Genomic DNA, 25,263 nt, shown 5'->3' with positions numbered 1-25,263 from the left:
AATCATGCCGTTTGATTACCTGGCAGCCTTTCCCATTCCGGTTCATGTCATGCCGCCAAGGCTGCGCGGCTTGCTGGAGCCTGTTGGCTTGTCGCCAAGCCAATTCGTTGAGGTGGCGTCTATGCAGGAATCCGATCCGCATGGGGAGCATGCCGAGCATCTGCATTTGCTGATGGCTGTGGTTCCTGGGCTGGATGATGGTCCCATGGAAGTCCTCTCTGAAGCAGGCGATGGCGTAGTCGCGTTCTCGGTTCCTGCCGGCGATGAGAGAGGCTGCTCGGCCAATTTCTCACCGTCGATATCTGGGCATGACTACATCGTCGCGGCGTGGGGCAATGGTTCGTTCTATACCTTCAACTTAGCTGAGAAGGTCTGGATGACTCTTGGGCTGACACCCCGCTGCGTCGGCAACGAGCAGCAACGTCTGATCTACGATGACTTGGGACTTCCAGAGATCGGTGTGGCTGAGGGAGAAGTGTCCAGCGACTACCACTGGGAGTTGAAGAGAGCCGTCAGTTGGCGTATGTCGAACGAGTATCTCCGTCGCTACCTTTGGTTGCGTGGAGCCCGCGGCGTGCGAGTTTTCTACTACTCAGCCCAGCTGCCAGATGTCCCGGAAATCCGCGCGATCATGGGAGGAGAGTCCCATGTGGCCCGCAAGCCTGCCGACGGAGTCGCCTGGTATGAGCTGGACATCCGCGAGCACGAGGGCGGACTTCTGCTCCAGCTCTGGGCTTCGGTCGAGGCGGTGATGCCTGAACTCTGTCCAGAGCAGACTGCTGAAGGCATTCAGTGGCCTGGCGACGCTCACCCTATGACCCATGCACGCGCGAATGCCCTAATCGGTCAAGATCCGGTCTATCTCGACGATCGATTTCTCCAGAAGTACGAACAGAGTGCGTTCTACGACTCAACCCCTGTCCATGTATGGGGGCAGTGGTACTGCAGTCCGTCATACAGAGGACAGTGGAGTTTCACTGAATGTCGGCGGGTAGGAAGAAATCTTATCCAGGTGCCGATGCGTGAGTTGTACAAGCCAAAGCCGGATCGCGAGATCGTCCATGCCCGGCAATTTGCTGTCGATCCGGCCGGGTTGGCGCATGTGGATCTTGATGAAGAACATGTGGTTGCCAAGGTGCAGCGGCTACTCAATGTACTTCTACGAATGGGGGACGGCCTTTCCGCACTCGGTGCAACAGTGGGGTTGAACAAGTCGGCAGTAGAGCTGACTGGCTTTGATCGTGCAGAGGTGGCGGCCAATGGTTGGTTAGCCTATCCGGCACTTGGTAGGTTGGCCCAGGTCACACCGTTGAATATGACGCAGCAGATGTTCCTGGCTCGCTGCAAGAGCTTGCATGAGGTGTGGCAGCGTGTTCCAAACGGCTACCTCAAGTTATTGTTGGAGCGCGCCGGCTGTCCGAGGCTGGCTGTCAAGGAACTTGGAAGCATCCGGCTGCTGCAGGCACTTCTGAACGTCATCGAAAGGCTAAATGCTCACGAGGAGGCAATCGATGCCTTTGCCTCAGGCGCAGAACCAGAGGACTGGAACGAGCGCAATGAGTACATGGCACCCTTGTTCTTGAACAATGATCTCAGAATTGCCGATGCGCACGAGGCGGTGGAGCGGTGTCTGCTGACCTTGCAGCAGCTTGGCTTCGACACAGCTAACGTCAATGCAGGTTACGGATGCGCGCTCGATTTCGTCATGGACGGAGTTATCGATGCCCTGGATGCAGTAGTCGCAGCCATCGAGAAGCTACTAGGGCCGGCGTAGGTGGACCTATCGAAGATCGGGGGAGACGTCGGGGACAAGGTTCGCTGTCTGTTGTATTCTCCTGAAGTGATCGATGATGTCGTCGCTAGAGTCGTCGCCCCGCAAATTGCTCCATCTCCCGCGCCAGTAAAAGGTCTGCGGCCATGACGGTAAAAGCGACGGTAGTGACCAGGTCGATCATCGCAAATCCCTTTAACCACGTGGGCTTGCGAGCCCTGTTGATGATCGAGTGGGAGTGATCCGGCGCCGGGGCGCGCCTCGGTAGCGGACCACGGCATCTGACGATGCGGACGCCCGGCAGGGATGACCTGCCGGGCGTTGTCGTTTGTGCGATCGGCGAGTGACGGGCGCACGGAAGCGGTGTAAGTCGCTGTCTGATACGCGGCCGAAGCGGGCGGCCCGATGCGAGTCGATTCGTCGACGCTCAGTCCGCTGGTCGTCCAAACGCGAGCACATCGCACGATGCGATGCCGGCATCCGGCTCGTCTCTGCCCAGTTCCACCAGATATGGCCACGGATAGATGCCGCGCGCGTGACCGTCGCCGAACAGCAGGCGGATGCCGTAACCGGCCGCTTCCACGCCGTTCAGCGTCAGGTCGGGCGGCGCGTCGACTTGCCTGCCGTCGAGCCGGATCTTCCGGCACGCGGCGCATGGACAATCGCCGCGCAACCTCGCAAAGCCGATACGCTGCGTGCTGCCGTCCGGCCAGCACAGCGTCAACGCACGAGTCGCATGATCGAGACGAATCTCGGCAGGCGGCGTCATCGTGCATCTCCTCCAATTTGCGCGATGGCAATCCGCACGGCCTTGCGGACTTCGGGATCGCGATCGTCCAGTGCGTCGCGCAGCGCGGGCAGCATCGCGGGATCGCGCAGTTCGCCGAGCGCGAGTGCGGCCTCCTTGCGCAGGTTGCTGATCGCATGCGACAGCAGCGCGGCGACGGCCGGCGCCGCGGCGGCGTCGCGCAATTGCCCGAGTGCGCGCACGGCACGCAGGCGCACCTGCCAGTAATCGTCATCGAGCGCGGCGACGAGCGGCGCGCGTGCGATCGAGACACGCAGCTTGCCGAGCGTCGCGGCCGCTTCCTCGCGTACCTGCCATTCGGCGTCGCGCAGTGCGGCAAGCAACGCGTTGACGACGGCCGTGTCGCCGGACGCCGCGAACCCGACCGCGCCGACCGCGATGCGCCGCACGTCCGCATCAGCGTCGGTCGTGGCGATGCGTGCGAGCGGCGACAACGCGCGGACGTCCCTGAGCCAGCCGAGCACGGCGACGGCTTCGGCGCGCACGGCTGCCTGCGGCGCGTCGAGCGCGTGCAATGCTGGCGCGAACGCGGCGGGGTCGCGCAGTTCGCGCAGCGCGCGCAACGCGGCGCCGCGCACGAACGGCTCGGCGTGTTCGGCCCAGCGGCACAGCACCGCACCGGACGCGACATCCTTCAGTTCCGACAGGCTGCGTGCCGCGGTCGCGCGCACGTCGTCGTCCGGATCGAGCAGCGCGTGGCACAGCGTGTCGACGACGTCGGGCTGCTCCCAGGCGGCGAGCACGCGCGCCGCTTCGCCGCGCACGTCGGTGGCCGGATCGTCGCGCAGTGCCGCAACGAAGATCGGCACGAGATCGGGATCCTCGAGATCGGCGAGTTCGAGCAGCGCGATGCGGCGCACGGATGCGTCGGGCGCCGCAACACGCGCGACGAGCGCGGCAAGGTCGGAAGCGTGCGCGTCAGGTAGCGGGAAAGCAGGGGAGGAAGCGGTCATGGGCAAAATCCGGAGCATTAACGATGCGTAAGAGGCGTGACGAACGACACGGTCGCGCCGATCCGCGACCCAATGGCGCGCAGCAGCGTCTGCATCGTGCGGCGCCTCTGCGTGTCGAGCACGCCGAACGATTCATCCATCGGCAGCATGCGCGGCCGGATGATCGGCACACGCGCGATGTCGATGCACACGCGGTCCGCCGGGTCAGCGCAGCAGGTATGGGATGTCGACCTTGACCGCGCCGGTCGGGCAGTCGCGTTCGCACGGCATGCAGTACCAGCATTCGTCGAACTGCATGTAGGCCTTGCCTTTGGTCACGTCGATCGCGAGCAGGTCGAGCGGGCATACGTCGACGCAGACGGTGCAACCCTTGTCGGCGATGCAGCGGTCCTCGTCGATCGTCACGGGCGCGCTGCTGCGCAGAAAGATGTCTTGCGGGGTATGGGGCACGGTCAGGCTCCTCGGAGTCAGAGGGCGGCCGCGAGGGCGGCCGGTTCGCGGATGCGCAGGTGCGCGTAGGCGCTGCGTTCGTCGTCGGCGAGCGGCACGACATAGGGCTCGACCGGCCGCTTCTCGCTGCGCATCGTGCCGTCGGCATCCTTGCGCAACCATGTGTGGCAGAACCATTCGGTGTCGTCGCGATGCGGAAAATCGACGCGATGGTGATATAGCCCCCAGCGGCTCTCGGTGCGGAACAGCGATGCACGCGCGGCCATTTCGGCGCAGTCGCGGATCGCGCGCACTTCGGCCGCGCGCATCAGTTCATGAGGGTGGTTCGCCTTGAGTTCTTCGATATCCTCAATAATGGCGTCGAAACGTTGCAGCCCGATTTCCATCTTGCGCGTCACCTTCGGCGGTTGCAGATAATCGTTCACCATGCGGCGCAGCTTGTATTCGACCTGCGCCGGCGCGAGGCCACGCTCGCGCGTGAGCGGCGCGAGCACGCGGGTGCGTTCGGCCGCGACCTGTTGGTCGTCCACCGGCGCGTGATCGCGGCCGGCCACGTAGTCGGCCGCGTTCTGCCCGGCGAACCAGCCGTAGGTGAACGCGCCGAGCATGTAGTTGTGCGGGACGGCCGCCATGTCGCCGGCCGCGTAGAGCCCCGGCACGGTCGTTTCGGCGCGGGCGTTCACGTACACGCCGGACGCGCTATGGCCGCTGCAGAAGCCGATCTCGGAGATGTGCATCTCGACCATCTGATGCCGGTAGTCGGTGCCGCGTCCTGCGTGGAAGCGACCGCGGCTCGGCCGCTCGTTCGTGTGCAGGATCTGCTCGATGGTCTGGATCGTTTCCTCCGCGAGGTGGTCGAGCTTCAGGAACACCGGGCCGTTGCCGCTTTGCAGCTCCTGGTAGAACTCCCACATCATCTGGCCGCTCCAGTAGTCGCACTCGATGAAGCGTTCGCCCTTGCCGTTTGCGGTGAAACCGCCGAGCGGGCCGGTCACGTACGCGCACGCCGGGCCGTTGTAGTCCTTGATCAGCGGATTGATCTGGAAGCATTCGAGGTTCGCGAGCGCCGCGCCGGCGTGGTACGCCATCGCGTAGCCGTCGCCCGCGTTGGTCGGGTTTTCGTACGTGCCCATCAGGTATCCGGACGCCGGCAGCCCGAGACGGCCGGCGGCGCCGCAGCACAGGATCACGGCCTTCGCGCGGATCACGTGAAAATCGGCTGTGCGGCAGTCGAAGCCGAGCACGCCGCTCGCGCGGCCTTGCGCGTCGGTCAGCACGCGCGTCGCGACGATCCTGTTCGTGATCGCGATGCGGGCACGTTTCAACTGCCGGTACAGCACCTTCTTGATGTCGTGACCTTCCGGCATCGGCAACACGTACGAACCCATGTGGTGGACCTTCTTCACCGCGTAGTCGCCGGTGCCGTCCTTTTCGAACTTCACGCCCCAGCGGTCGAGTTGCTCGATCGTCGCGAAGCTGTGCGTCGCATACGCATAAACGGCCTCCTGGTCGACGATCCCGTCGTTGGCGATCGTGATTTCGCGTGTGTACTGCTCGGGCGTCGCGTGGCCGGGAATCACCGCGTTGTTCAGGCCGTCCATCCCCATCGAGATCGCGCCGCTGCGCTTCACGTTGGCCTTCTCCAGCAGCAGCACGCGCAGCGACGGGTCGCGCTCCTTCGCCTTGATCGCCGCCATCGGGCCGGCCGTGCCGCCGCCGACCACGACGATGTCGTATTCGAGTACATGGGTGTTCATTGCGGATTCCTTCAGGGTTGGTGCGTTTTCTGCCGGTCGATGCGCAGCCGGTACTGGAACGCGTCGCCGCGGAAGTACAGGTGTTCGTAGTCGATTGGCGCACCGGACGCGTCGTGCGTCAGGCGCTCGATCCGCAGCACGGGGCTGCTTTCCTCGACGCGCAGCGCATCGACGATTTCATCGTCGGCGAGGATCGCGTCGATCGACACGTCGGCGTGACCGAGCGGCACGCCGCAGTCGTTCTCGAGAATCAGGAAGATGTCGCGGGTTGCGAGATCGGCGCCCGCGAGCCGCTTGCCGAGCGCCGCGGGCACCCACGTCTGCTCGAGCGACACGGGCTCGCGGTTCAGCAGCCGCACGCGGCGGATCTCGACGAGCGGCGCGCCTTCCGGCACGTTCAGCTTCGTCGCGAGATGGCGGTCGGCCTTCACGGTGCGAAAGCTGCGCAGCTGGTTGACGATCTCGTAGCCCATCGACGACATCGCCTCGGCGAAGCCCTGCAGCGACGTCACGTTCTGGAACGCCTTCGGCTTCGACACGAACGTGCCCTTGCCGTGCAGCCTGAACAGCAAGCCTTCCTTCTGCAGGTCGCCGAGTGCCTGGCGCACCGTGATGCGGCTCACGTCGAACATCGCGCAGAGTTCGTGCTCGGACGGCATCCTGCTGTGCGGCGCATAAGTGCCGTCGAGGATGCGCGTGCGCAGCGTGTCCTTGATCTGCACGTAGAGCGGGGCCGCCGATAGCGGCACGACGTTGGATGAGGTCATCGGTCAACTTGTCATGACAAGAGGACTCGAGTGTAGTGACCGCGCTCGCGCGCCCAAACCAACGATTTCTGATTTCGACTTTCCGATTCCGGAAAAGCGGGGGGCGGCTGCGTGGCCGAGCTTCGTCCGGATCTGCCGCTTGTCGGCAGCCCGAATCGGCAGACAATCGGAGATTCGCGCTCGCATGTGCCACGCATGTCGATTTCACGCCGCGTCGTTCGTCGTATCGATGTCGACCGGATTCGCGACGGCGTCCGCAGTCCGGTTCCGCATCGATGCCTGACCGACAGAGCGAAAGGAGGTGCCAGATGCCTGATTCCCGCTATCGCTGGGTGATCGTCGCCGCGGGCGGCCTGATGGGCTGCATCGCGATCGGCGCGATGTTTTCGCTGCCCGTGTTCCTGCGGGCCATCGCACGCGACACCGGCTGGTCGATGACCGGCATTTCCGCCGCGATGACGATCGGCTTCATCGCGATGGCCTTCGCGAGCATCGGCTGGGGCAGCCTGTCGGACCGGATCGGCACGCGTGCGGTGGTCGTGACGGGCGCCATGCTGCTGTCGGCGAGCCTGGCGCTTGCGAGCCGAGCGCCGTCGCTGCTCGCGTTCCAGCTGATTTTCGGGCTGGCCGTCGGCAGCGCGACGGCCGCGGTGTTCGCGCCGATGATGGCCTGCGTGACGGGCTGGTTCGACACGCACCGCAGTCTCGCGGTGTCGCTGGTGTCGGCCGGCATGGGCATGGCGCCGATGACGATGTCGCCGCTGGCGGCGTGGCTCGTGTCGGGCCACGGCTGGCGCACGTCGATGCTGCTGATCGCCGCGCTCGCGGCCGCCGTGATGATTCCGGCGTCGCTGCTCGTGCGCCGCGCCCCCGCACTCGACGGGCCGCACGCCGAGCCGGCTCCCGCCGGCGGGCCCGGGGCCGCGCCGCTGTCGGTCGGCGGCGCGCTGCGTTCGCCGCAGTTCATCGTGCTGCTGCTGACCAACTTCTTCTGCTGCGCGACGCATTCCGGCCCTATCTTCCATACGGTCAGCTACGCGGTGACGTGCGGGATTCCGTTGATCGTCGCGGTGTCGATCTACAGCGTCGAGGGGCTCGCCGGCATGGGCGGGCGCATCGCGTTCGGGCTGCTGGGCGACCGCCTCGGTGCGAAACGCATGCTGGTGGCGGGGCTGCTCGCGCAGGCGCTCGGCGCACTCGGCTACTACTTCGTGCGCACGCTCGACGGGTTCTACGCGGTCGCGATGCTGTTCGGTTTCATCTATGCGGGCGTGATGCCGCTCTATGCGGTGCTCGCGCGCGAGAACTTCCCGCTGCGGATGATGGGCACCGTGATCGGCGGCTGCGCGATGGCCGGCAGCCTCGGGATGGCGGCCGGGCCGGTCGCGGGCGGTTTGATCGTCGATGCGCTGGGCAGCTATGGCTGGCTGTACCTCGGATCGTTCGCGATTGGCATCGGCGCGTTCCTCGTCGCGATGATGTTCCGGCCGTTTCCGAAGGCGCGGTCGCACGTGGTCGCCGCATGACCCGGCAGTCGCGAAACGGCGATTTCTGCGGGATGACGAACGCCGACCGACCCGGGCGAAAATAAAAAAACAGGGCCGGACGTCGCCCGCGCGGACGACGCCAAATCGGCGCGGAGCCTGCTGCGGCGCAGCACAGCGGCAAGTCGTGGCGATCGGCGCGCATGCGAGCCGATTCGGCCCCTAAAAACACAATATCGAGCATACCTTCGAAGGGCCTGTCATACGCACGTCACCCTGCTAGAATTCGGCTGCCGCATTTGTTCCGATTGACTGATGAGATTGCTTGACGCACTGGTCGAACAACGCATTGCCGCCGCCGCCGCGCGGGGCGAGTTCGACGATTTGCCGGGTACCGGCGCGCCGCAGGCGCTGGATGACGACCTGCTCGTACCCGAGGAGGTGCGGGTGGCCAACCGTATCCTGAAGAATGCGGGCTTCGTGCCGCCGGCCGTCGAGCAACTGCGCGCGCTGCGCAACCTGCAGGACGAACTGCAGGCGGTCAGCGATCGTGCCGCGCGCTGCCGGCTGCAGGCGAAGATCCTCGCCCTCGACATGGCGCTCGAATCGCTGCGCGGCGGCCCGATGGTGATGCCGCGCGACTATTGCCGGCGCATCGCGGAACGTCTGTGCGAGCGCGGGCTCGACGACGCGTCCGCCGAAGCGGGGCCGATGTGAGCGCCGACGCGCTGCACGACGCCGCAGCCGGATCGGCCGCAGCTCCCGATTCTCCCGTTCCCGAAGCCGTGCCCGTATCGGCGCGCGACCTGCATTTCATGCGGCTCGCGCAGGCCGCCGCCGAAGAGGCGCGCGCGGCCGGCGAAGTGCCGGTCGGCGCGGTGCTCGTGAGTGGCGACGAGGTGATCGCACGCGGCTTCAACCATCCGATCGGCGGGCACGACCCGTCGGCCCATGCGGAAATGGCCGCGTTGCGCATGGCCGCTCAGCACTTGCAGAATTACCGGATGCCCGGCTGCGAGCTGTACGTGACGCTCGAGCCGTGCCTGATGTGCGCGGGCGCGATCATGCACGCGCGCATCGCGCGAGTCGTCTACGGCGCCGCCGATCCGAAGACGGGCGCGTGCGGCAGCGTGATCGACGCGTTCGCGAATCCTCAGCTCAACCACCATACCGACGTGACCGGCGGCGTGCTCGCCGACGAGTGCGGCGCCGCGCTGAAGTCGTTCTTCGCGGAGCGCCGTCGCGCGCTGCGTGAGGCGCGGCTCGCACGCGACGCCGAATCCGGCGCGCCGTAACCCCTGCCGCGCCCGTCGCCCGGAGCGGGGCGGGCAGCACGGTTCCGTGAACCGGAGACGGTTCGGACCCTCTAAGCAGGTTTGACGATCCCGATACCTTTCGCCATGTCCCTCCAGCCCGCTGCGTCCTACACCATCCGCCTGCTGGCGCCGTCCGGCTACCCGCACGACCCCGATGCGATCAACCGCGCGCTCGAGCGCCTGAGCGGCTCGCAACATCGCATCGAGAACATCGAGGCGACGCAACGCCGCTTCCAGCGATTCGGCGGCACCGACGGCGAGCGGGCCGGCGACCTGAACCGCCTCGCGGATCCGGAGCGCGCGCTGCCGGACATCGCACTCGCGGTGCGCGGCGGCTACGGCGCCGCACGCATCCTGCACGGGCTCGACTATCGCGGGCTCGAGCGCCGCCTGCGCGACCAGCCGATCGCGCTCGTCGGCCACAGCGACTTCACCGCGATCCAGCTCGCGCTGTACGCGAAGGCGCGCATCAAGACGTTCGGCGGCCCGATGCTGTCGGCCGATTTCGGCGCGGAAACGCCGAGCGATTTCACGATGCAGCACTTCTGGCGGACGTTGTCGCAGCCGACCACGACAATCATCGCCGAGGCGCCGCAGGTGCAGACCGTGAACGTGACGGGCACGCTGTGGGGCGGCAACCTGGCGATCCTCACCTCGCTCGTCGGCACGCCTTACATGCCCGACATCGAGGGCGGCATCCTGTTCGTCGAGGACGTCAACGAGCAGCCGTTCCGGATCGAACGGATGATCTACCAGTTGCACCTGTCGGGCGTGCTCGCGCGCCAGCAGGCGCTCGTGCTCGGCCAGTTCACGGGTGCGCGGCCGTTCGAGTACGACAACGGCTACGACATGCAGGCGATGATCGACCAGGTGCGCTCCGTGGTCGGCATTCCGGTCGTCACGGGTTTGCAGTTCGGCCACGTTCCCGACCTGCTGACGTTGCCGTTCGGTGCGCAGGCGCAGCTCGTCGCGAATGCGCACGGTTTCCGGCTCACGCTGTCGGACTATCCGCATCTCGGCTGAGCCGGGCAGGGACGATCGAAAGGCGGGGCTTCCCGCCTTTTTCTTTAAGTAAACGCGCAACTAACGGTCATAAATTTTTTGTCGCCGTCGATCGGGTTGGCGGCAGCGCGTGCACCAGTTTTGTCAACAAAATGACCGGAAGGGTATACACCGTGAGCCGCGATGGAAAAGCAGCAGAGGCTTGTCATGCCTGGATTTGGTGTGCCGCGCACCGCTCTGATACAGGGGAATGCACGCAGATTGTGCGCATTCCGGGAAAAGAATTGTTGACAATCTTTATGTCCGTCCTAGGATGAGGACCATCACGCGATGCAGAACATGAACGACTCCGATACCCATCCGTCCGGCGCTGCCGGTCCCGAAGCGATCGCCGAGCGGATCCGCACGGCGATCCTCGAGCATCGGCTCGCGCCCGGCGCGAAGCTGACGGAGGCGCAGCTTTGCGACGTGTTCGGGGTGAAGCGCGGCACGATCCGGCAGGCGCTCTCGCAGCTCGCGGCCGACAAGCTGGTCGATCTCGAGCCGAATCGCGGTGCGTTCGTCGCGAGTCCGACGCTGCAGGACGTGCACGAGGTGTTCGAGATGCGCCGGATCATCGAGCTGGCCGTCGTCGAGCGGCTCGCGACGGGGCCGGGCGCGAAGCGCCTGAAGGGCGTTGCGGCGCTGATCGACAAGGAACGCAAGGCGTTCGAGCGGCACGATTTCGCGGCGTGGATCCGCCTGTCGGGCGAATTCCACACGGCGCTCGCGGCGCTGACGGGCAATGCGACGCTCTGCGAGTGCCTCGACGGGCTCGTCGCACGCTCGACGTTGATGTCGGCGCTGTATGAATCGCACGGGCGCAGCCCGTGCTCGTGCGACGACCATGACGAGATCCTGACCGCGCTGGAGGCGGGCGATTCGAAGCGGGCGGTGACGCTGATGGCGCACCACCTGCAGCATGTCGAACTGAAGATGCTGGACCGGCCCGCGCAAGGGCAGGTCGATTTGCGCGAAGTGTTCGGCGGCGCCTGAACGGCGACGCGAATCCGGCCGCGCGCCACACGACGAGAGCAATGCAGGCCGGCGGTTTGCACCGCCGGCCGCCAGTCCGACTCCGGGCGATGATCCGGAGCGATATCGATGACGGTGGAGCGGCTGGTTGGCCGCGTCAAGGAGAAGTCATGGCTCAGTTCAGTGTGGCGCACGACAGCGCGTATCCGGCGGAAGAAGGCGGCGAGGGCGGCGGGCCCGTGTTGCCGGACGGTTACAGTCAACGTTTGTACAACGAAGATTTGGCACCCCTTAAGAATCAGACGTGGGGCGCCTACAACATCTTCGCGTTCTGGATGTCGGACGTGCACAGCGTCGGCGGCTACGTGTTCGCGGGCAGCCTGTTCGCGCTCGGGCTGACGAGCTGGCAGGTGCTGATCGCGCTGATCGTCGGCATCACGATCGTGAACCGGTTGTGCAACCTGATCGCGCGGCCGAGCCAGCAGATCGGCGTGCCGTATCCGGTCGCATGCCGCGCGACGTTCGGCGTGCTCGGCGCGAACGTGCCGGCCGTGATCCGCGGGCTGATCGCGATCGCGTGGTACGGCATCCAGACCTATCTCGCATCCAGCGCGCTCGTGATCGTCGTGCTGAAGTTCTTTCCGCAATGGCTGCCGTACGCGGACGTCCATCGCTATGGCTTCCTCGGCTTGTCGGCGGTCGGCTGGGCCGGCTTCATGCTGCTGTGGGTGCTGCAGGCGCTGGTGTTCTGGAACGGGATGGAGACGATCAAGAAATTCATCGACTTCGCGGGCCCGGCCGTCTACGTCGTGATGTTCATCCTGGCCGGCTACATGGTGTGGCGCGCGGGCTGGCGCAACATCGGCATCAACCTCGGCGGCGTCAAGTATCACGGCGCGGAAGTGATTCCGGTGATGATCACGGCCGTGTCGCTCGTCGTGTCTTACTTCTCCGGGCCGATGCTCAATTTCGGCGACTTCTCGCGCTACTGCCGCTCGTTCGGCGACGTGAAGCGCGGCAACTTCTGGGGGCTGCCGGTCAACTTCCTCGCGTTCTCGCTCGTCACGGTGATCACCACCGCCGCGACGCTTCCGGTGTTCGGTGAACTCATCACCGATCCCGTCGAGACGGTCGGCCGCATCGACCATCCGACCGCCGTGATCCTCGGCGCGCTGACGTTCACGATCGCGACGATCGGCATCAACATCGTCGCGAACTTCGTGTCGCCCGCGTTCGACTTCTCGAACGTCGCGCCGCGGCTGATCAGCTGGCGCGCGGGCGGGATGCTCGCGGCCGTCGCGTCGATCTTCATCACGCCGTGGAACCTGTTCAACAACCCGGCCGTGATCCACTACACGCTCGACGTGCTCGGCGCGTTCATCGGCCCGCTGTACGGCGTGCTGATCGCCGACTTCTACCTCGTCAAGCGCGGCCGGCTCGTGCGCGACGACCTGTACACGATGTCGGAGCGCGGCACCTACTGGTACACGGGCGGCGTGAACCGCCGCGCGCTCGCCGCGCTGCTGCCGGCCGCGGTGATCGCCGTCATCTGCGTGATGGTGCCGGGCTGGCAGGCCGCCGCGAACTTCTCGTGGTTCATCGGCGCGGGGCTCGGCTTCGTGTTCTACCGGCTGCTCGTGCGTACGAAGGCCTGAGGAGCGCGCGATGAAGATCAAGCTGATCAATCCGAACACGACGCAGCGGATGACCGATGCGATGGGCCGCTGCGCGCGTGAAATCGCGGCGGCAGGCACCGAGATCGTCGCGGTGAGCCCGCCGATGGGGCCGCCGTCGATCGAAGGCTATTACGACGAGGCGCTCGCGACGCCCGGGCTTCTGGCCGAGGTCGCGCAGGGCGAGCGCGACGGCTGCGACGCGTACGTGATCGCGTGTTTCGGCGACCCGGGCCTTTATGCGGCGCGCGAACTCGCGCGCGGGCCGGTGATCGGGATCGCCGAGGCGGCGATGCATGCGGCGAGCGTGCTCGCGCCGGGCTTCTCGGTCGTCACGACCCTCGCGCGCACCTGCGGGATGGCGTGGCATCTCGCCGAGCGCTACGGGATGAAGCGGTTCTGCCGCAACGTGCGGGCAACCGACGTCGCGGTGCTCGAACTCGACCGGCCCGGTTCGGCCGCGCGGCGGATCATCGTCGACGAATGCCGGCGCGCGCTCGACGAGGACGGCGCCGACGCGATCGTCCTCGGCTGCGCGGGGATGGCCGAATTCGCGCACGAGATCGAGCAGCAGATCGGCGCGCCGGTCGTGGAAGGCGTCACGGCGGCCGTCAAGTGGGCCGAGGCGCTCGTCGCGCTGCGCCTCGCGACCGCGAAGCGCGGCGACTATGCACGGCCGCTACCGAAGCGCTACGACGGCGAATTCGCGCGTTTCAGCCCGCCGGAGGACGCGCCCGCGCCCGCGTCGGCCGCCGCCACGGCGCGAAGCGGGAGCGCCGCGTCGGAACCGGTCCCGAATTTGCCGCAACCGCACATACACGCCGTCTGACATGCACTATCTGCGCCGCTGTATGGGCGCGTATGAACGTTTTCGCTACACTGGGCCGTCATCGCATCGGCCCGTGCGGCCGGCCTCCGGCACCCGCGCGGGTCGATGCGAACCCATTACTTCAGCAAGCTTTCGCCGCACTTCGAACCCATGTCACTCGATCCCAACTATCCTCGCGACCTGATCGGCTACGGCCGCCATCCCGTGCAGGCGAACTGGCCCGGGCGTGCCCGCGTCGCCGTGCAATTCGTGCTGAACTACGAGGAGGGCGGCGAGAACTGCGTGCTGCACGGCGACCCGGGCTCCGAGCAGTTCCTGTCCGAAATCGTCGGCGCGGCCGCGTATCCGGACCGCCACATGAGCATGGAATCGATCTACGAATACGGGTCGCGTGCCGGCGTGTGGCGCATCCTGCGCGAATTCGAGAAGCGCGGGCTGCCGCTGACGGTGTTCGGCGTGGGCATGGCGATCGAGCGTCATCCGGAACTCGCACGCGCATTCGTCGAACTGGGCCACGAGATCGCGTGCCACGGCTGGCGCTGGATCCACTATCAGAGCATGACGCCCGAGCTCGAGGCCGAGCACATGCGCCTCGGAATGGAAGCGATCGAGCGCGTGACGGGCGAGCGTCCGCTCGGCTGGTACACCGGCCGCGACAGCCCGAACACGCACCGTCTCGTCGCGGAATACGGCGGCTTCCTGTACGACTCCGACAACTACGGCGACGACCTGCCGTTCTGGATGGACGTCGAGGTGTCGGGCGGCGGGACGTCGCCGCAGCTGATCGTCCCGTACACGCTCGATACGAACGACATGCGCTTCGCGACGCCGCAGGGCTTCAACACCGGCGATCATTTCTTCGACTACCTGCGCGACGCGTTCGACGTGCTGTACGCGGAGGGCGACGACGCGCCGAAAATGCTGTCGATCGGCATGCACTGCCGTCTGCTCGGCCGGCCGGGGCGTTTCCGCGGGCTGCAGCGTTTCCTCGATCACATCGAGAAGCACGATCGCGTATGGGTGACGCGCCGTGTCGATATCGCGCGTCATTGGCGTGAACATCATCCGTATCAGCCCAATCATCGAAACGAAGGGAAAGCATGAAGGCGATGCGTTACACGTTGGAGCAACTGAACACGATGGCGCCGAGCGCATTCGTCGCGGCGCTGTCGGGGATCTTCGAACATTCGCCGTGGGTGGCCGAGGTCGCTGCGGGCGAGCGGCCGTTCGCGAGCATCGACGCGCTGCACGAGACGATGTCGAACGCGGTGGAGACGGGCGGCGAAGCGCGCCAGCTCGCATTGATCAACGCTCACCCGGAGCTGGCCGGCAAGGCCGCCGTGCGCGGCGAGCTGACGGCCGAGTCGACGCGCGAGCAGAGCGGCGCAGGTCTCGACCAGTGCACGCAGGAAGAGTTCGACAAGTTGCTGACGCTGAACCGCACGTATCGCGAGAAGTTCGGCTTCCCGTTCATCCTCGCGGTGCGCGGCTACGACCGGCACGGCATCATCGCGAACTTCGAGTCGCGCGTGAATCATTCGCGCACCGAGGAACTGCGCGCGAGCCTCGACCAGATCTATCGGATCGCGCGCTTTCGCCTCGACGACCTGATCGACGCCTGACACCTCACGACGGCCTGCTGCGTCGCGGCGGCCGATCGCATCACTGAAACAAGGAAACATCATGGCTGTTCCGCTTCTCGATCCCGACGCCCCCGACTTCACGCGGCGCTACGTGAACCTCGCCGACCCGCGCCTCGGTGCGCAGGCGCTCGAGGCCAGCGACGATTTCTTCGCGCCGAAGGACCGAATGTTGAACCCCGAGCCGGCGGTGTTCATCCCCGGCAAGTACGACGACCACGGCAAGTGGATGGACGGCTGGGAGACGCGCCGCAAGCGTACGACGGGCTATGACTGGTGCATCGTCAAGCTCGCGCGGCCGGGCGTGATCAAGGGCTTCGACATCGACACGAGCCACTTCACCGGCAACTTCCCGCCGGCTGCATCGATCGAGGCGGCATACGTGGCCGACGGCGCACCGACGCATGCGACGGAATGGGTCGAGATCGTGCCGTCGACGACGCTGCAGGGCAACAGCCATCACTATGTCGAAGCGCGCGACGCGCGTGCGTTCACGCATCTGCGCGTGAACATCTATCCGGACGGCGGCATCGCGCGCCTGCGCGTGTATGGCCAGCCGCAGCTCGACTGGGCCGGCGCGAGCGCGACCGAGCAGTTCGACCTTGCGGCGATGGAAAACGGCGGCTACGTGGTGGCCGCGAACAACCAGCATTTCGGCGTCGCGTCGAACCTGCTGCTGCCGGGCCGCGGCGTGAACATGGGCGATGGCTGGGAAACCCGGCGCCGCCGCGAACCGGGCAACGACTGGGCGATCATCGCGCTCGCGCAGCCCGGCGTGATTCGCAAGATCGAAGTCGATACCGCGTTCTTCAAGGGCAACTACCCGGACCGCTGCTCGATCCAGGCCGCGTACGTGTCGGGCGGCACCGACAGCTCGCTGATCACGCAGTCGATGTTCTGGCCGGTGCTGCTCGGCGAACAGAAGCTGCAGATGGACAAGCAGCATTACTTCGAGCACGAGATCGCATCGCTGGGCCCGGTGACCCACGTGCGCCTGAACATCATTCCGGACGGCGGCGTGTCGCGCCTGCGTCTGTGGGGGACGCTCGACAAATGAAGACGCTCGCAATCGAACCGCTGACCAAGGACGCGTTCGCGCCGTTCGGCGACGTGATCGAAACGGACGGCGCGAAGCAGATTCCGATCAACCTCGGCACGACGATCCGCTTTCACGATCTCGCGAAGGTCGACGTGACCGACGAAGACGGCCGCACGCTCGTCAACCTGTTCCGCGGCCAGCCACGCACGCTGCCGTTCGAGGTGAAGATGCTCGAGCGCCATCCGCTCGGCAGCCAGGCGTTCGTGCCGCTGAACGACCAGCCGTATCTCGTCGTCGTCGCGCCGGCGGGCGATCTCGATCCGTCGAAGATCCGCGCGTTCGTGACGAGCGGGTGGCAGGGCGTGAACTATGCGAAGGGCGTGTGGCATCACCCGCTGATCGCGCTCGGCGGCGTCAGCGACTTCATCGTCGTCGATCGCGGCGGCGACGGCCTGAATCTGAACGAGCAGGACCTGCAGGAATCGCTGTGGCTCACCGAGGACGCGCTGGATGCACTGACGGCCTGAGCCGTATTTCGGCAGTACCGTTTCATCGAAGAGACCCGCGCGATCTGCGCGGGTTTTTTTATGCTCGCCGCGCGCACAGGCCCATGACGTTGCCCCTACGTCGAAGGCGTCGATCGCGTGCTATCGTGCCCGCATCGCCACCGCACGACGCCCGGTTCCCGGGCCGTACCACGATGAGCCAACCTGAAAACGACCTCGCGATCCTGTTGCGCACGATGCAGCCCGAACTGCATCGCGGTGCGTTCGCGTTCGTCGCACTGCCGGCCGATGCCGACATATCGTTATCCGAAGCGATTGCAACGTTCCGCGAAACGGAAGGCATGACCGTCGTCGTCGACGAGGAAACGGCCGCACGTCGCGGCTGGCCGGTGCTGTTCCGCGCCGCGTGGATCACGCTGACGGTGCATTCGGACCTCGCGGCGGTCGGCCTGACGGCCGCGTTCGCGAGCGCCCTCGGCGCGGCCGGCATCAGCTGCAACGTGATGGCCGCCGCGTATCACGATCACATCTTCGTGCCGTTCGACGACGGCCCGGGCGCGCTCGATGCGCTCGTCGCGCTGCAGCGCGACGCGATGCGGGGCTAGCGGGAGACACGTTCCGCGCGGGCAAAAAAACGGGCCCGTTTCCGGGCCCGCGAACGGAGAGGACTGCACCGACCAACCAAGCGGCGGCCGGCGCAGGGCGGCTTACTTGACCGCGCCGCCCTCGAACCAGGCGGCGAGCTTCACGCGCTCGTCGTCGGTCATGTGCGTGACGTTGCCGATCGGCATCGCCTTCAGGCGCACGGCCTGTTCGTAGATGCGTTGTGCGTTCTTCGACACCTCGTCCGGCGTGTCGAACATCACGCCGGCGGGCGCGCTGCCCATCAGCGTCGGCTTTGCCGAGTGGCACTCGACGCAGCGCTGCTGCAGGATCGGCATGATGTCGTTGATCACGATCTTCGGTGCGTTCGCCGCCTGCGCTTCCGGTGCGACCGGCTTCGGCATCGTCCACACCAGTGCGCCCGACAGCAGCGCGACGCCGCCGATCGGCAGGTACCACAGCTGCTTGCCGCGGTGACGCATCACGAAGAACTGACGGATCAGCGCGCCGGCCAGCATGATCAGCACGAGCACGACCCAGTTGAACTTGTTCGTATACGTCATCGCATAGTGGTTCGACAGCATCGCGAACACGACCGGCAGCGTGAAATACGTGTTGTGCACCGAACGCTGCTTGCCGCGCTTGCCGTAGATCGGGTTCGGCTCTTCGCCCTTGAGCATCTTGTCGACCATCTTGCGCTGGCCCGGGATGATCACGAAGAACACGTTCGCCGACATGATCGTCGCGAGCATCGCGCCGACGATCAGGTACGCCGCACGGCCCGAGAAGATGTGGCACGCGAGGTACGCGGCGACGACGACGTAGAGGCCGACGCAGATGCCCAGCACGCGATCGTTGGTGCCGAGGATGCGGCACAGCGAGTCGTAGACGATCCAGCCGGCCGCGAGGAAGCCGAGGGCGGACGCGACGGCGACCACGGGGCCCATGTCGAGCACGCTCTTGTCGATCAGATACGTGTTCGGTGCGAGCAGGTACAGCACGAAGAACAGCGAGAAGCCCGACAGCCAGGTCGTGTACGACGGCCACTTCGACCAGTGCAGGTCATCCGGCATTTCCGGCGGGGCGACCGTGTACTTCTGCATGTTGTAGAAACCGCCGCCGTGGACGTGCCACAGCTCGCCGAACACGCCGCGCTTGCGCTGGTTCGCGTCGGTCGGCGGTTTCAGGCTGTTGTCGAGCGCGACGAAATAGAAGGACTCGCCGATCCACGCAATGGCGACGATGACGTGCAGCCATCGCAGCGCGAGGTTCAGCCAGTCGGTGATGAAGCCTTCCATGAAACTCCTCCAGACTCAGATCGTTGTCTTTGATGCGGGCGCCGATGCGTGTGTCAGCTGCCGCGATAGGTGCTGTACGACCACGGCGACACGAGCAGCGGCACGTGGTAGTGCGATGCGGTGTCGGCGATGCCGAAGCGCAGCACGACGCGGTCGACGAAGCGGGGTTCGGGCACCTTCACGCCGAGCGACGCGAAGTAGTCGCCGGCATGGAACACGAGTTCGTATTCGCCGGCGGCGAGCGCGGCGCCTTCGAGCAGGGGTTCGTCGCAGCGGCCGTCGCTATTGGTCAGCACGGTCTTGATCGCGCGGCGCGATTCGCCGTCCAGCGCGTAGAGGTCCACCTTGATGGCAGCGCCGGGGCGACCGTGTGCCGTATCGAGTACGTGGGTAGTGAGCTTTCCCATTCGCAATTGTCCTTGTGTGAATGCGAGGTTCGGCGGCGACTCGATCCATTGACTGTGCGGCGGATCGAGGCTCCACGTCACGTGGCTACATACCCGTCGGCGAGAGTGAAGCGAGCGCCGTGCAGGCATTGTAAAAAGGTTCCCCGTGCAAATACGGGCGCGATATCAAAGATAATGCGCCGCGCATGAACCGCTGTCGACGCCCCGCCGGAAGCCGCCGGCGGCCCGGGATTCCGGCGCCTGCCGGGGCCGCGTGCGGCGTACCATATCGAAACCGTGAAGCGCGGTATTCCGGATCGCGCATTGTGCGTTGCGCGCGATTGGGCGATGCTCCGGCCGTGCGCGTCGGGCCGTGGGCCCGCGCGTACCCCGAAGACGGCATTCACGCCGGGTAACCGGGCCAGCGCGTTCGAACGGACGCAGGCACCGGGGCGTGCCGCGAATCAGCGTTCGAACGGCCTTGTGACGGTCTCCGGGAGCGGCTCCCGGGGGCAGAACGACGCGGAGAACGCATGAACCTCGAGCAGCACGCCGGCGCACGCGCGCCGCACCCATCCTCATCCCGCCCGACGACCCTGCTGGTCAAGCACGCCGACGTGCTCGTGACCATGGACGACACGCGCCGCGAATTGCGCGACGCGGGCCTCTATATCGAAGACAACCGGATCGTCGCGGTCGGCCCGAGCGCCGAGTTGCCCGATACCGCCGACGAAGTGCTCGACCTGCGCGGCCACCTCGTGATCCCGGGGCTCGTGAACACGCATCACCACATGTACCAGAGCCTCACGCGCGCGGTGCCGGCCGCGCAGAACGCCGAGCTGTTCGGCTGGCTCACGAACCTGTATCGGATCTGGGCGCACCTGACGCCCGAGATGATCGAGGTGTCGACGCTGACCGCGATGGCCGAGCTGCTGCAGTCGGGCTGCACGACGTCGAGCGATCATCTGTACATCTATCCGAACGGCAGCCGACTCGACGACAGCATCGGCGCCGCGCAGCGAATCGGCATGCGCTTTCACGCGAGCCGCGGCGCGATGAGCGTCGGCCAGCGCGACGGTGGGCTGCCGCCCGATTCGGTCGTCGAGCGCGAGCCCGACATCCTGCGCGACGCGCAGCGCCTGATCGAGACCTATCACGACGAAGGTCGCTACGCGATGCTGCGGGTGGTGGTCGCGCCGTGCTCGCCGTTCTCGGTGAGCCGCGGCCTGATGCGCGACGCGGCCGTGCTGGCGCGCGACTACGGCGTGTCGCTGCACACGCACCTGGCCGAGAATGTCAACGACATCGCGTACAGCCGCGAGAAGTTCGGGATGACGCCCGCCGAATACGCGGAAGATCTCGGCTGGGTCGGCCACGACGTATGGCACGCGCACTGCGTGCAGCTCGACGATGCGGGCATCGGCCTGTTCGCGCGCACCGGCACCGGCGTCGCGCACTGTCCATGTTCGAACATGCGGCTCGCGTCGGGTATCGCGCCGGTGAAGAAGATGCGTCTCGCGGGTGTGCCGGTCGGGCTCGGCGTCGACGGTTCCGCGTCGAACGACGGTGCGCAGATGGTCGCGGAAGTGCGGCAGGCGCTGCTGCTGCAGCGGGTCGGTTTCGGGCCCGACGCGATGACCGCGCGCGAGGCGCTCGAGATCGCGACGCTGGGCGGCGCGAAGGTGCTGAACCGCGACGACATCGGCGCGCTGAAGCCCGGCATGGCCGCGGACTTCGCCGCATTCGACCTGCGCCAGCCGCTGTTCGCGGGCGCGCTGCACGATCCAGTCGCGGCGCTCGTGTTCTGCGCGCCGTCGCAGACGGCGTACACGGTGGTGAACGGGAAGGTGGTGGTGCGGGACGGGCGGCTCGCGACGCTCGACCTGCCGCCGGTCATCGAGCGTCACAACGCGCTGGCGCAGGCACTCGTGGAGGCGTCGCGCTGACGCATCGATTTGAAGGCCGCGCCGCGCGCCGCGGATCGGGCGCGCGGTGGCGGTGGCGGCCGCCACACGCCGCGCATCGCACCGGGCCGCACCGCGACGGCATGGCCGGCGCGTGCGTCGTGCGCGCTTACGCCTCGATCAGCGTGCGGGTCGCTTCGGCGACGAGGCTGCGCAGCCAGCGCACCTCGTCGGAGTAGTGGCAGCGTTCGTGCCACAGCTGGTAATACTGCATCGGCGGAAAGTCGAGCGGCGCCGGCACGACCGACAGCGGCAGGAACTTCGCGTAGTGATCGGCGAACAGGCGCGTCGTCGTGAAGATCAGGTCGGACTTCACCAGCACGTACGGCGCGAGGTTGAAGTACGGAAGCGTGACGACCACGTGACGCTTGAGCCGTTCGCGCGCGAGATGCACGTCGATCGCGCCGCGCTGACCGACCGAGTACGGCGTCGGCGCGAGATGCGGCGCGTTCAGGTACTGGTCGAGCGTGAGCCCGCCGCGCTTCGCGAACGGGTGCGTGTTGCTCATCAGGCAGACGATTTCGTCGACGAACAGGTTCGACAGGTGCAATTGCTCGGGCGGCTCGGGCCAGTTCCCGACGACGATGTCGAGCTTGCCGTCTTCCAGCGCGAGCTCGTAGTCGAATGCGGGGCCGAGCGAGTGGAACTCGAGCGTCGCGTTCGGCGCCGCCTGGCGGAAGCGTTCGACGACGGTCGGCACGAACAGCACGTTCAGGTAGTCGGGGCAGCCGATCCGATAGCAGCGGATCGACGTGGCCGGGTCGAAATTGTGCTGCTGGAACTTGATGCGCTCGATTTCGCGCAGTGCGTTCTGCACCGGCTCGAGCAGGCGCAATCCGTATTCGGTCGGGACCATGCCGGACTTGCCGCGCACGAGCAGCGGGTCGCCGGTGATGTCGCGCAGGCGCCGCAGTGCGGCGCTGATCGCCGGTTGCGACTGGTTCAGTTTGACGGCCGCGCGCGTGACGCTGCGCTCCATCAACAAGGTGTGCAAGACGCGCAAGAGGTACGTGTCGATCGCCTCGCGTTGCTGACTCATGATTTCTCCAGTTTATATGGCTGGGCTGATCGAGGGGTGATGTGAGTATATGGTTTTTAATATGAACGAAAGTCAGCGTCAAGAGATGGATACCCGCACACGCGCGCCGGCCGGGCCTCGCGAAGGGGGCTGAACGGGGCGTGATGCGGGTGGGCGCGGCACCGCGCGGATGCGCATTGCGCGCATCCGGTGGCTAAGGCACCGCGCGTGACGCGCGGGCGTCAGTCGTCGATGCGCATGCCGACTTTCAGCGTGACCTGCCAGTGGATGACCTGGTCGCCTTCGATGTGGCCGCGCGTTTCGGTGACCTGGAACCAGTGCAGGTTGTGCAGCGTCTTGCCGGCTTTCGAGATCGCGTTGCGGATGGCGTCGTCGCACGATTGCCGCGACGAACCGGTCAGTTCGATCAGCTTGTAGACGTGGTCGCTCATGATGCGCTCCCTGGGTTGTCGGTATGTGCGGCCGGCGCAAGCGGCGGGCCCGAGACGGCGCCGTGCGTGTCCGGCTTCTTGAGTGATAGGTATGATGGGCGGCAAGTGCAACCCCAATTGGAGACGAGGAACATCGTGGAAGTCGGATTTTGCGGACCGGGATTGATGGGCGCGCCGATGATTCGGCATTTGCTGGCGGCGGGCCATCGGGTCAGCGTATGGAACCGGACGCGCGCCAAGGCCGAGGCGCTCGAAAAGGATGGTGCGCAGGTGGTCGACACGCCGCGCGAACTGGCCGAGCGCGTCGACACGGTGTTCGTGTGCGTGCTCGACGGCCGCGCGGTCGGCGACGTCGCGTTCGGCGAGCACGGGCTCCTTGCCGGCGATGCGCATGCGCGCCGCCTGAAGCGCATCGTCGATCATTCGAGCATTCCGCCTGCGGCGACGCGCGACTACGCGGCGCGCGCGGCCGCGCTCGGCGTCGGCTGGATCGACGCGCCGGTGTCGGGCGGCGTGCCCGGCGCGCAGGCTGGCACGCTCGCGGTGATGGCGGGCGGCGGCGCGGCCGACCTCGACGCGGTGCGGCCGCTGATCGATACCTACGCGTCGCGCATCACGCACATGGGCGACGCGGGCGCGGGTCAGACCGCGAAACTCTGCAACCAGGCGATCGTCACCGCGACGGTGACCGCGATCGCGGAAGCGGTCGGCCTCGCCCAGGCGAGCGGCATCGACGCCGCGCGTCTGGCCGACGCGCTCGCGGGCGGGTGGGCCGATTCGGTGCTGCTGCAGACCTTCGTGCCGCGCATGACGTCAGGCGGTCATCCGCCGATCGGCGCGCTGAGCACGTTCCAGAAGGACGTCGACGCGATCGCCGACGCCGCGCGCGACACCGGCGCGGTGATGCCCGTATCGGCCACGGTACAGCAGGTGCTGCGGCTGGGCGCCGCGCAGGGGCTCGCCGGTGCCGATTTCGCCGCGTTCATCGACATCGTCCGGCCCGGCAACGGGCGTGCGACGGCGCGGTGATCGCGCGGCGACGGTGAAGCGGGAAGCCTGAATGGCCGATGGGCCGCCCGGAGGCGGCCCATCGTGTCGGTGTCGGTTCAGCCGAGGGAGCGCGGTGTCGTATCGCCGGCGTTCTGGCGTCCGAGGCCGCCGCGCAGGCTCGCCTTCGTGCCTGCACCAAATTCGGGCAGGATACGCGCGCGGGCGCGGCTCGCGAACACGAGGAAGCCGAAGCCGTTCGCCTCGTACCAGTACCCGCCGTTCTCGAGGCCGTCGAGCGGTTGTTCGAGTGCGTTGGCGATCGATTCGATGCAGCGCTTGCGCAGTTCGGCGATGGCCGGATAGGGCGGCTGAGCGCCGCGCACGCTGCACAGGAGCACGTCGAGGCCGGGCAGCACATGCGCGTAGAGGACGGGCTCGTCCTGCGCACGGGCGCGGGCAATCTTGGTGTCGAGCTGCGCGAACGGTTTCGAGTGGCGCAATACCGCGAGGAACGACTCCTGGCCGTCCTGTTGCGCACGTCGACGTTTTTTCGGGAAGGACATAAACACTCGCCTCAAAAACAATTGCAAGAAATGCGGCACTTTCATGCGACCCACTCCCGGCTATGTACGCCGCATGTCGATCCTTTATAGCACACGAAAATGCTGCACTCGTGCGGTACGACGATCAATGTCTCCCGTCGACCCGCTTGCCACGATGATCGACACAGCCAGCGTCTTGGCGCCCGTACTGTCGTTTAGTCTCCATCATAGACCTGCTTTTCCCGCGCGTGCATTCGCGCGTCACAAAAAAGTGAGACAGGCCGCGCACGGCGCGCGCCCATGAAAAAGGCCCGCACTTGGCGGGCCCGGCGGATGCTGCGTCGCGCGGTGCTCAGCGTTGCTTGAGCGAATCGCGGATCTCGCGCAGCAGCACGGTGTCTTCCGGCGTCGCGGCCGGCGCGGCTTCTTCCGGCTTGCGCAGCTTGTTGATGAATTTCACCATCAGGAAGATGATGAACGCGAGGATCACGAAATTGATCGCCACGGTGATGAACGAGCCGTAGCCGAATGCGGCGACGCCCGCGGCCTGCAGGTCCTTGAACGAATCGGGATTACCCTTGAACGACGGTGGGATGGTGCCGAGCAGAACGAACTTGTTCGAGAAATCCAGACCGCCCGTCAGCACGCCGATGACCGGCATGATGAGGTCTTTCACGACCGAGTCGACGATCTTCGAGAATGCGCCACCGATGATCACGCCGACGGCGAGATCCATCACATTGCCTCTGACGGCGAACTCCTTGAATTCCTTGATTATGCTCATGAGCGGCTTTCTCCTGGTTGGGCGAGGGGAGGCGTGCCGCGACACGCAGGGCTGCGAAGCGTCTGGCGGGTCGGAGGGGGATCGGAGGCACGCCGATGGCCGCATGATAGCGAACGTGCCCCATTGCCGGTAGCCCATCTTGAAATGATTAACAAATCACGAATGGGCCGGCGCGAGCGGAAATGAAAGGAAGCGCGGTGTGAGGGGGGCGGGCGCG

At 66.3% G+C, this 25,263-nt stretch carries 27 protein-coding genes; 15 read left to right on the top strand and 12 right to left on the bottom strand.

Annotated elements, in window-relative coordinates; genetic code table 11:
• Window positions 1-4: 4 nt before the first annotated feature.
• Entirely contained in the window at window positions 5-1,774 is a 1,770-nt protein-coding gene (locus WS46_RS32480; protein ID WP_059693526.1) for a hypothetical protein, read from the top strand.
• A gap of 424 nt (window positions 1,775-2,198) precedes the next feature.
• On the opposite strand, the gene WS46_RS32475 is transcribed toward WS46_RS32480, so the two are convergent.
• From WS46_RS32475 to WS46_RS32455, 6 genes are read right to left on the bottom strand one after another with little or no spacing between them, the layout of a single operon-like run.
• Entirely contained in the window at window positions 2,199-2,540 is a 342-nt protein-coding gene (locus tag WS46_RS32475) for a gamma-butyrobetaine hydroxylase-like domain-containing protein (protein ID WP_059693524.1), read from the bottom strand.
• A complete protein-coding gene (locus WS46_RS32470) occupies window positions 2,537-3,532 on the bottom strand; it encodes a HEAT repeat domain-containing protein (RefSeq protein ID WP_059693522.1) in 996 nt (331 codons plus the stop codon). The genes WS46_RS32475 and WS46_RS32470 overlap by 4 nt, the downstream gene beginning before the upstream one ends.
• A 17-nt stretch (window positions 3,533-3,549) precedes the next feature.
• Complete coding sequence (locus WS46_RS35840; RefSeq protein WP_156443226.1) at window positions 3,550-3,723, bottom strand: hypothetical protein; 174 nt, start codon at window positions 3,721-3,723, stop codon at window positions 3,550-3,552.
• Window positions 3,724-3,736: 13 nt separating this feature from the next.
• A complete protein-coding gene (locus WS46_RS32465) occupies window positions 3,737-3,982 on the bottom strand; it encodes a ferredoxin family protein (protein WP_059529554.1) in 246 nt (81 codons plus the stop codon).
• A 17-nt stretch (window positions 3,983-3,999) separates the two neighbouring features.
• Window positions 4,000-5,739, bottom strand: a complete 1,740-nt coding sequence (locus WS46_RS32460; RefSeq protein ID WP_059693520.1) for a fumarate reductase/succinate dehydrogenase flavoprotein subunit — start codon at window positions 5,737-5,739, stop codon at window positions 4,000-4,002.
• A gap of 11 nt (window positions 5,740-5,750) precedes the next feature.
• Complete coding sequence (locus WS46_RS32455; protein ID WP_059693518.1) at window positions 5,751-6,506, bottom strand: GntR family transcriptional regulator; 756 nt, start codon at window positions 6,504-6,506, stop codon at window positions 5,751-5,753.
• 308 nt (window positions 6,507-6,814) lie between these two features.
• On the opposite strand from WS46_RS32455, the gene WS46_RS32450 reads away from it, so the two are divergent.
• The 12 genes from WS46_RS32450 (at window position 6,815) to WS46_RS32395 (ending at window position 17,614) form a co-directional block, all read left to right on the top strand.
• Complete coding sequence (locus WS46_RS32450) at window positions 6,815-8,032, top strand: MFS transporter (RefSeq protein WP_059693516.1); 1,218 nt, start codon at window positions 6,815-6,817, stop codon at window positions 8,030-8,032.
• Between the two features lie 273 nt (window positions 8,033-8,305).
• Window positions 8,306-8,707 (top strand): DnaJ family domain-containing protein, encoded by a 402-nt coding sequence (locus WS46_RS32445; RefSeq protein ID WP_009694817.1) that lies wholly within the window; start codon window positions 8,306-8,308, stop codon window positions 8,705-8,707.
• Window positions 8,704-9,285, top strand: coding sequence for a tRNA adenosine(34) deaminase TadA (gene tadA, locus WS46_RS32440; protein WP_059693514.1), 582 nt, complete (start codon window positions 8,704-8,706; stop codon window positions 9,283-9,285). The genes WS46_RS32445 and tadA overlap by 4 nt, the downstream gene beginning before the upstream one ends.
• 105 nt (window positions 9,286-9,390) lie before the next feature.
• Window positions 9,391-10,329 (top strand): muramoyltetrapeptide carboxypeptidase, encoded by a 939-nt coding sequence (gene ldcA, locus WS46_RS32435; RefSeq protein ID WP_059529569.1) that lies wholly within the window; start codon window positions 9,391-9,393, stop codon window positions 10,327-10,329.
• Window positions 10,330-10,638: 309 nt separating this feature from the next.
• The gene (locus WS46_RS32430; RefSeq protein ID WP_059599950.1) at window positions 10,639-11,343 is read left to right on the top strand and encodes a GntR family transcriptional regulator; all 705 of its coding nucleotides are present in this window, start codon (window positions 10,639-10,641) and stop codon (window positions 11,341-11,343) included.
• A 149-nt stretch (window positions 11,344-11,492) separates the two neighbouring features.
• Window positions 11,493-12,977 carry an NCS1 family nucleobase:cation symporter-1 gene (locus WS46_RS32425; protein WP_059529575.1) on the top strand — a complete coding sequence of 495 codons (1,485 nt, stop codon included), beginning with the start codon at window positions 11,493-11,495 and terminating at the stop codon, window positions 12,975-12,977.
• 10 nt (window positions 12,978-12,987) lie between these two features.
• A complete protein-coding gene (locus WS46_RS32420; RefSeq protein ID WP_059529578.1) occupies window positions 12,988-13,824 on the top strand; it encodes an aspartate/glutamate racemase family protein in 837 nt (278 codons plus the stop codon).
• Between the two features lie 150 nt (window positions 13,825-13,974).
• A complete protein-coding gene (gene puuE / locus WS46_RS32415) occupies window positions 13,975-14,928 on the top strand; it encodes an allantoinase PuuE (RefSeq protein WP_059529581.1) in 954 nt (317 codons plus the stop codon).
• Window positions 14,925-15,446 carry a 2-oxo-4-hydroxy-4-carboxy-5-ureidoimidazoline decarboxylase gene (gene uraD / locus WS46_RS32410; protein ID WP_059693513.1) on the top strand — a complete coding sequence of 174 codons (522 nt, stop codon included), beginning with the start codon at window positions 14,925-14,927 and terminating at the stop codon, window positions 15,444-15,446. Before puuE ends, uraD begins: the two co-directional genes overlap by 4 nt.
• 61 nt (window positions 15,447-15,507) lie before the next feature.
• Window positions 15,508-16,521, top strand: coding sequence for an allantoicase (alc, locus tag WS46_RS32405; protein ID WP_059693511.1), 1,014 nt, complete (start codon window positions 15,508-15,510; stop codon window positions 16,519-16,521).
• The gene (locus tag WS46_RS32400; RefSeq protein ID WP_059529590.1) at window positions 16,518-17,030 is read left to right on the top strand and encodes an ureidoglycolate lyase; all 513 of its coding nucleotides are present in this window, start codon (window positions 16,518-16,520) and stop codon (window positions 17,028-17,030) included. The genes alc and WS46_RS32400 overlap by 4 nt, the downstream gene beginning before the upstream one ends.
• 173 nt (window positions 17,031-17,203) lie before the next feature.
• Entirely contained in the window at window positions 17,204-17,614 is a 411-nt protein-coding gene (locus WS46_RS32395; RefSeq protein ID WP_059693509.1) for an ACT domain-containing protein, read from the top strand.
• A 102-nt stretch (window positions 17,615-17,716) separates the two neighbouring features.
• On the opposite strand, the gene WS46_RS32390 is transcribed toward WS46_RS32395, so the two are convergent.
• Together WS46_RS32390 and uraH are read right to left on the bottom strand one after the other, a co-directional pair.
• On the bottom strand, window positions 17,717-18,910 hold the full coding sequence (locus WS46_RS32390; protein ID WP_059529595.1) for a urate hydroxylase PuuD: 1,194 nt from the start codon (window positions 18,908-18,910) through the stop codon (window positions 17,717-17,719).
• 53 nt (window positions 18,911-18,963) lie between these two features.
• On the bottom strand, window positions 18,964-19,317 hold the full coding sequence (gene uraH / locus WS46_RS32385; protein ID WP_011657188.1) for a hydroxyisourate hydrolase: 354 nt from the start codon (window positions 19,315-19,317) through the stop codon (window positions 18,964-18,966).
• Between the two features lie 512 nt (window positions 19,318-19,829).
• Here uraH and WS46_RS32380 point away from each other — a divergent pair.
• Window positions 19,830-21,242, top strand: a complete 1,413-nt coding sequence (locus WS46_RS32380; RefSeq protein ID WP_059693507.1) for an 8-oxoguanine deaminase — start codon at window positions 19,830-19,832, stop codon at window positions 21,240-21,242.
• A gap of 127 nt (window positions 21,243-21,369) precedes the next feature.
• On the opposite strand, the gene WS46_RS32375 is transcribed toward WS46_RS32380, so the two are convergent.
• On the bottom strand, window positions 21,370-22,299 hold the full coding sequence (locus WS46_RS32375) for a LysR substrate-binding domain-containing protein (protein WP_006762467.1): 930 nt from the start codon (window positions 22,297-22,299) through the stop codon (window positions 21,370-21,372).
• 221 nt (window positions 22,300-22,520) lie between these two features.
• Entirely contained in the window at window positions 22,521-22,730 is a 210-nt protein-coding gene (locus WS46_RS32370; RefSeq protein ID WP_006755984.1) for a dodecin, read from the bottom strand.
• Window positions 22,731-22,865: 135 nt separating this feature from the next.
• On the opposite strand from WS46_RS32370, the gene WS46_RS32365 reads away from it, so the two are divergent.
• Entirely contained in the window at window positions 22,866-23,759 is an 894-nt protein-coding gene (locus WS46_RS32365) for an NAD(P)-dependent oxidoreductase (protein ID WP_059693504.1), read from the top strand.
• A gap of 77 nt (window positions 23,760-23,836) precedes the next feature.
• On the opposite strand, the gene WS46_RS32360 is transcribed toward WS46_RS32365, so the two are convergent.
• Complete coding sequence (locus tag WS46_RS32360; RefSeq protein ID WP_027784713.1) at window positions 23,837-24,283, bottom strand: hypothetical protein; 447 nt, start codon at window positions 24,281-24,283, stop codon at window positions 23,837-23,839.
• A 331-nt stretch (window positions 24,284-24,614) separates the two neighbouring features.
• Entirely contained in the window at window positions 24,615-25,046 is a 432-nt protein-coding gene (gene mscL, locus WS46_RS32355) for a large conductance mechanosensitive channel protein MscL (protein WP_059693502.1), read from the bottom strand.
• Between the last annotated feature and the right edge of the window lie 217 nt (window positions 25,047-25,263).

The sequence above is a fragment of the Burkholderia sp. RF4-BP95 genome (assembly GCF_001521985.1).
Classification (GTDB): Bacteria; Pseudomonadota; Gammaproteobacteria; order Burkholderiales; family Burkholderiaceae; genus Burkholderia; species Burkholderia diffusa.
This window is presented reverse-complemented; position numbering and strand designations above follow the sequence as displayed.